Annotated in this window: 5 protein-coding genes and 1 pseudogene; 4 read left to right on the top strand and 2 right to left on the bottom strand. The window is 39.8% G+C overall.

The window, feature by feature from the left end; translation table 11 throughout:
* Positions 1 to 135: pseudogene (locus RA086_RS15765) on the top strand (recombinase family protein); the annotation flags it as partial.
* Between the two features lie 1,206 nt (positions 136 to 1,341).
* On the opposite strand, the gene apf reads toward RA086_RS15765, so the two are convergent.
* Positions 1,342 to 2,055: an aggregation-promoting factor gene (apf, locus tag RA086_RS15760; RefSeq protein ID WP_308704633.1), complete on the bottom strand. Its 714-nt coding sequence runs from the start codon at positions 2,053 to 2,055 to the stop codon at positions 1,342 to 1,344.
* A 382-nt stretch (positions 2,056 to 2,437) separates the two neighbouring features.
* Complete coding sequence (locus RA086_RS15755) at positions 2,438 to 3,424, bottom strand: IS30 family transposase (protein ID WP_027822878.1); 987 nt, start codon at positions 3,422 to 3,424, stop codon at positions 2,438 to 2,440.
* 419 nt (positions 3,425 to 3,843) lie between these two features.
* Here RA086_RS15755 and RA086_RS15750 point away from each other — a divergent pair, with 419 nt between their 5' ends.
* From RA086_RS15750 to RA086_RS15740, 3 genes are read left to right on the top strand one after another with little or no spacing between them, the layout of a single operon-like run.
* Positions 3,844 to 5,037 (top strand): quaternary amine ABC transporter ATP-binding protein, encoded by a 1,194-nt coding sequence (locus tag RA086_RS15750; protein ID WP_027822877.1) that lies wholly within the window; start codon positions 3,844 to 3,846, stop codon positions 5,035 to 5,037.
* On the top strand, positions 5,037 to 5,876 hold the full coding sequence (locus tag RA086_RS15745) for an ABC transporter permease (RefSeq protein WP_013356275.1): 840 nt from the start codon (positions 5,037 to 5,039) through the stop codon (positions 5,874 to 5,876). The genes RA086_RS15750 and RA086_RS15745 overlap by 1 nt, the downstream gene beginning before the upstream one ends.
* Before the next feature lie 7 nt (positions 5,877 to 5,883).
* Positions 5,884 to 6,801 carry a glycine betaine ABC transporter substrate-binding protein gene (locus RA086_RS15740; protein ID WP_013356274.1) on the top strand — a complete coding sequence of 306 codons (918 nt, stop codon included), beginning with the start codon at positions 5,884 to 5,886 and terminating at the stop codon, positions 6,799 to 6,801.
* The last annotated feature ends 5 nt before the right edge of the window (positions 6,802 to 6,806 follow it).

Raw genomic sequence — 6,806 nt, 5'->3', positions numbered from 1 at the left:
CGACCGAAAACGTATTCTGATGAACAGATCAGATTTGCTTATGAGTTGCGAAAACAAGGCATGACTTATAAGATGATTGAACGAAAGACGGGGATTAGTAAACGCACGCAACAGCGAAGGTTTAAGTCGATTTAAAAATAGGTGTTTTAAGAATTGAATGTTTAATTAATCATGTACAACGGGGATTGCCGCTTTATTAAACAGTTGTGAGAGAAATTTATTTAGGGATTTTAGGCACTATTTATACCTGTTGTGCTATTGAGGTTAGTTGTGATAAGGATTAATTTGTACTACAAAAGGCCTACTCAATTGTTAGTTGAGCAGGCCTTTTGTGGGTATTTTGATTAGAGCTATTAACCCTATGCTAATTATAAGGCTTAGCTTTCAAATGGAACATACTATTATCCAAATTATGATTTGTTAAGGTGGTGTTGTCATAGTTACTGAATTGAATCAATTGGGCAGAAACAAGAAAAATTGGTAGCGTCAAGAATCTTGTGTAAATGGTAAATTGTAAAATAGCGCTACCAATCCCGATTAACTAACCGGAAAATCAATAACGACAATGATTAAGCGGGGAAACTAATGATGAAAATTAGCCGCTTTATCCGATAAAAGTGATCACTTTTGGTCGATTTATGAAAAGTCAACGAGGATTATTGATAATTTTAAGCACTTAACTAGTGAATTTTGACGGGTTAATTTGTCGGGAAGTCTGATTACAGTGACACTTAACTAGTCATTTTATTGCTTGGAGACGTGGCACTGACTAATTATTTTTCGGTAAAGTAGATAATTGATAGAAGTTGCGCATCGTGTAGTCACTTGTGGTCGGTTAACGAAGGCGTCGATTAATTAAGTATTATTATAGTAGGTTTATGCCAAAAGTAGCCCATGACGATCGCTACTAAAACGTTACTAGGTTAGTATAATGGTATGTGGTTGTCGTTGTGGACTAGTCGTCAAACTGTCGGGGGTTCGGGACTGTACTTAGTCAGGAAATTAGTTGGATTTTCTCCGTTAAGGTTGGTGAATTGTTAAATAAAAACATGCGGTATTTTGGTTGGGAGAGTGGGTCGTCGATTGGGGGAGACAACTAGCAGGTCTGGATCGTGTCCGTCTTAAAGCGGTTGCTAGAATAAGCATATCGCATATCTAAATAACGGGTTGTCAGCATGCTCTAAGGCCTATTATAAAGTCACTTAGCAACTGAGTAACTTTGTAATGGGTATTGGTGGGGGGACACACGTGCTTCAGCACGGACTTAATAGTAGAAAAAAAGATTGCGAATCAGAAATGATCCGCAATCTTTGCATTTATTTATTAATTTAAAGTGGCTTTTTAGTACCAGCCATTAGCAAGCCAGTAACTCTTGGCGTTGCTCCATGAACCATAACGTGAAGCAACATAACTGTTAGCAACACGTTCTTGGTTGGCAGCGGAGTAGTCACCGTTTAAGTATGAAGCACTTAATTGGTACTTACCGATGTATTGACCGTTACGAGCAGAATATGAACCACCAGATTCTTTACCAGCAATCCAAGCCTTAGCAGCACTATCAGAACCATTGTTGCTATAGTTTGATGTTGAACTAGACGTTTGAGTCGTCTGAGCAGCAGGTTTGCTAGTTTGTGTTTGACTTGATTGGGTCTGGCTAGCTTGGCTCGGTTGAGCTTGAGTTTGACTAGTCTGAGCTGATGATTGTGTCGTGGTCGTTTGTTGAGTCGTCTGTGTTGAAGTCGTTGAGGTTGTTGAAGCAGCTGAAGAAGTAGCTTGGCTAGTTGCTGATTGTGGTGCAGCACTTGTAGCAGCAGAAGTCGTGGTTGTTGTAGTAGTACTATTGACTTCAAGCTTATCACCAATGAAGATTAAGTTAACATTAGCTAACTTGTTTGCCTTTTCAATGGCTGAAACTGAAGTGTTGTGAGCTTGGGCAATTGCTGAAACAGTATCGCCGGCCTTAACAGTATAAGTATCAGCGTTGGCAACCGTTGTTGAGATAGCGAATAAAGCTAATGCAGCAGTTGATGATAATACAAGGTTTTTGATCTTCATAATAAATAATACACTCTCCTATAATTTGCGTGTGTTCGATTATTTACATATATTTTCTATTGGTCGAGCAGTTGATGTCTCAACCAATCAACAGTGACTAGTATAACTAGTGAGTGTTGCAGTGCAATAATCAGAACATTACGTTTTTAGGGGGTGCTTGTAATATAAGGCCGTTTTTGTAATGAATTGTAATATTTGGTAGATTGTATCAACATTACTAGAATAAAAGTAGCGGGATAAATATTTCACGACCAAATAGTATCTAAATCTATACGTTCAACACCAAGCAATCACACACCACAACACAGCACACCGTATAGACCCTTTAAAACGTCTTCTAAGCGATTTTAAGGTGCATTGCTTAATTATATATGGCGAATTGTCAAACTAAGTGCAACGGTTTGTCAAAAAATACTTCATATGGGGTTTCATAGTTTAACACTTTGCAAGGACGTTGATTTAACTGCTTTTGGCAGTGTTCAACGTCCTGTTCTGTATAATTATCAATATCTGTTCGCTTGGGAAAATATTCCCGGATTAATCCATTTGTATTCTCATTTGTTCCACGCTGTTCAGGCGAATATGGATCGGGCCAATAGACAGTAACACCTAACCTTTCGCTGATTTCATCAAGATGAAGAAATTCGGTCCCATGATCTGGTGTAATAGAATGAACAAATTCTTTAGGAATGGCCCCTAACAGTTCAACTAAGCCTTTATTTATCTCCTGCAAGTCCTTTTGCACAACCTTTTTGATAAGCGTAAGCCGACTAAGCCGATCGACAACCGTTAAAAGGATGGAGTGACCCGTTCGACCAATCACAGTATCAATTTCCCAGTCACCTATACGTTGACGCTGGTTGATAAAACCAGGGCGCTCATGGATCGAGATATAGTCGGTCTGTACTTCTCGATGTCGTCTAGTATTCTTTGAATGCCGAGTCCGATGTTTATGTCTGAGATGGCGCTGAATACCGGTATCACCACGTGAGGAGTACTTCTCACCTAAATTGTGTTGATAGATATGACGGTAAATTGTGTTGTAGCTAACACACCATTGATGTTCCTTATTAAAGAGAGCGGTAATCTGCTCTGGTGACCAGTGCAGATCTAAGATGTAATGAACAATTTGACGGCGTAATTGTGGATGGCTGTCTAATAGCCGCTTCTTGTGACAATTCTGCCGCTTTTGATGATAGTCATTATCTGCTTTGCTTGGGGAATAATTACCTGCACAACGTTTTAACTCCCGTGAAATAGTGCTTGGATTTCGCCCCAGCCGTAACGCAACAGCCCGGATAGATAACCCCTTAGTTCGTAAAAACATAAGTATTTCACGTTCTTTTATAGTAAGATGTTTATAGCTCATACCGGATACCTCGAATTGTTTGATTTGGTCGTTAAACATATTCTACCCGGTATGGGTTTATTTTTTTACTTTGTGTTGCATTTCAATTGTAAATTCGCCCTATTAAAAAAATTCTAATCACGTTCTAAAGCTGGAGACTTTTAAAAAAATCAAAATTTTGATATAGTGGATTATAGTACTTTTAGGTAACCAAGAAGTTTTTGAACGCCTTATGAAGGTTGAGTAAGATGAAATTGGTTGGATATGGTGCTAATTTCTTGGTTTAGAACAAATTGGTGAATATAAAAAATATAAATTTTATTTTGACTCATTCATAGCGTTATACACCATGTCTACCCAAGCGCGTGGCGCATGTTACCCAGATTATTATTCCTTATGAATAATAATCTGGGTAACATGCTAATACATGGAGGTGTATGTTGGTAGAAAAAGTTAAAGTTAAAAATGTAACTAAGATTTTTGGAAAGCAAATATCTCTAGCAAAAAAATTGTTGCGTGAGGGAAAGTCTAAAGCAGAGATCCTTTCGCAGACAGGTTGTACTGTTGGAGTTAATCAAGCTAGTTTTGCTGTTAATGAAGGTGAACTGTTTGTAATCATGGGGCTGTCTGGAAGTGGAAAGTCTACGATTATCCGAATGATCAACCGCTTGATAAATTCGACTGATGGGGATATTGAAATCGATGAACAAGGTGTGATGGGCCTCAGTAAGGAAGAATTACGTCACTTGCGCCAAGATAAGATCGGCATGGTTTTTCAAAATTTTGCCTTGTTTCCGCATAAGTCCGTATTACAAAATGCGGCTTATGGATTGGAGCTTAAAAAGTTTCCGTTAGATGTACGAAACAGGAAAGCTCATGAAGCATTGACACTAGTCGGCTTGACCGGGTATGACGACCAATATCCAGATCAGTTATCAGGCGGGATGCAGCAGCGGGTTGGTCTCGCGCGCGCTTTGGCCAATGATGCCGAGATTCTGTTGATGGACGAGGCATTTTCGGCCTTGGATCCGTTATATCGGAAAGAAATGCAGGATTTGTTATTGCAAATTCAAGAAAAAATGCATAAAACGATCATTTTTATTGGCCATGACCTGAACGAAGCTTTGAAATTAGGGGATAGGATTATGATCATGCGTGATGGCCATATCGAACAAATTGATAATCCGGAAGATATTTTGACTCACCCGGCTAATGATTACGTAGAACGCTTCATCGAAGGGGTCGACCGGACAAAGGTCCTGACGGCAAGTAGTGTAATGACGCAGGCCCAGGTGGTTAATATTGGAAAGGCTGGACCACGGGTGGCTTTGCGGAGAATGCGAGCCAACGATATCTCTTCAATATACGTGGTTGATAATGACAACAAATTCGTGGGTTTTGCCGATGCGCATGATGTTTCGGATCTGATTAAGAAGGGCAGTGAAGACCTGAAGTCAGTTCTTAGGACAGACGTGCCTAAGACAAGTGTGGATATGCCAATCAATGCATTGATTAACGATATTTCGAAGGCAGCAATTCCTTATGTCGTGTTGGATGATGACGATCATCTACTAGGCATCATTCTACGGAGTTCTGTTTTGGCGGCTATCGCTGGGGAAGAGGTGAGTGCTTAATGAATATTGGACAAATACCTTTAGCGGATTGGATCAACTCAGGTGTTGACTGGCTGAGTCAATTTACCGGATTTTTTAATAGTGTGACGATCTTTTTCCAGGTAATCATTGACGGTATTCAATGGGCTTTTGACTTCTTGCCGCAATGGGTCTTTATCTTGGTGGTCTTAGCACTCACGTACTGGGTTAAACGAGGACAAAAGAAAATTAGTTTCATGGTGTTTGAAGTTTTGGGGCTGTTATTGATCTGGAACTTAGGATACTGGCGTGATATGACCCAGACCTTGACGTTAGTTTTGTCGTCTAGTTTGATTGCAATCGTTGTTGGGATTCCACTTGGAATTTGGATGGCAAAAAGTTCAAGAGCTGAGATCGTAATCAAACCAATTCTTGACTTCATGCAGACCTTGCCAGCGTTTGTTTATCTAATACCGGCCGTTTCATTTTTTGGTATCGGGATGGTACCGGGGGTGTTGGCTTCAGTGATTTTTGCGACGCCACCGACAGTGCGAATGACAAACTTGGGAATCCGGCAGGTGCCAAGTGACTTGATCGAGGTAGCGGATTCCTTTGGCTCGACCAGCTGGCAAAAGCTAATCAAATTACAGTTACCACTAGCAAAAACAACAATAATGTCCGGAATTAATCAAACGATGATGCTTGGACTTTCAATGGTCGTGATTGCATCAATGATTGGCGCCCTTGGTTTAGGAACTCAGGTTTACTTTGCTGTGGGGCGTAATGATGCCGGGGCAGGATTTGCCGCAGGAATTGCTGTGGTTATTGTAGCTATTATTTTGGATCGAATCACACAATCGTTCAACAAAACATCCAAATAAAGGGGGAATGATTAGTTTGAAGAAAAGAATTCTCCGTTATTTGCAAATGGCCACAGTGATTATATGTTTGACAGCCATAGTTAGTGCTTGTGCTAAACCAGCTGAATACGACTCACATAAAAAGTTAGGACCGCAAATCAATTATACGATTACAGGGATCGAAGCTGGCGCGGGTGTAATGGCTAATACACAAACATTGTTGTCAAAATATAAGTTGAAACAGGCTAACTGGCAGATCATGCCAAGTTCTACAGCTGCGATGATTAGCACGTTATCCAAGGCAGTTAAAAATAAACAGCCTATCGTTGTTACTGGCTGGCAGCCACACTGGATGGTTGCTAAATATTCGTTGAAATTTTTAAAAGATCCAAAACATGTTTATGGTAATGGTGAATCAATGCGCACCATTACACGTAAAGGGTTGGAAAAAGATAATCCAGGTGCTACTAAGTTACTAAAGAATTTCCATTGGACAATTTCAATGTCAAATCCAGTAATGCTGAACATAAACGGTGGCATGAATAAGCAAAAAGCTGTCAATCAGTTTATTAAAAACCATCCTAAACAAGTCAAAGCATGGACAGCGGGGGTGCCAAACGGTCATGGCAAAAAAATTAAATTAGTTTATACACCATATGACTATGAAATTGCGACAACCACTTTAGTAACGACTTTGTTGAAGCAAAAAGGATATAAAGCTACAATGCAACAGTTAGACGTGGGAGTTATGTGGAATTCGATAGCTAATGGTAGTTCTGACGCTTCCGTGACTGCTGAGTTACCAGTTACCCATGGCTTGTATGCCAAGAAGTACAAAGGTAAGTATGTTCAATTGCGCAAAAATTTGAAGGGTGCTCAAACAGGGTTGGCAGTTCCCAAATATATGAAGAATATTAATACTGTTGATGATCTAAAAAACAAATGATATTG

Source organism: Lactiplantibacillus brownii (assembly GCF_031085375.1).
GTDB classification, from domain to species: Bacteria; Bacillota; Bacilli; order Lactobacillales; family Lactobacillaceae; genus Lactiplantibacillus; species Lactiplantibacillus brownii.
Note: the sequence above shows the minus strand (reverse complement) of the source record. Positions and strands in the feature narration are given on the sequence as shown.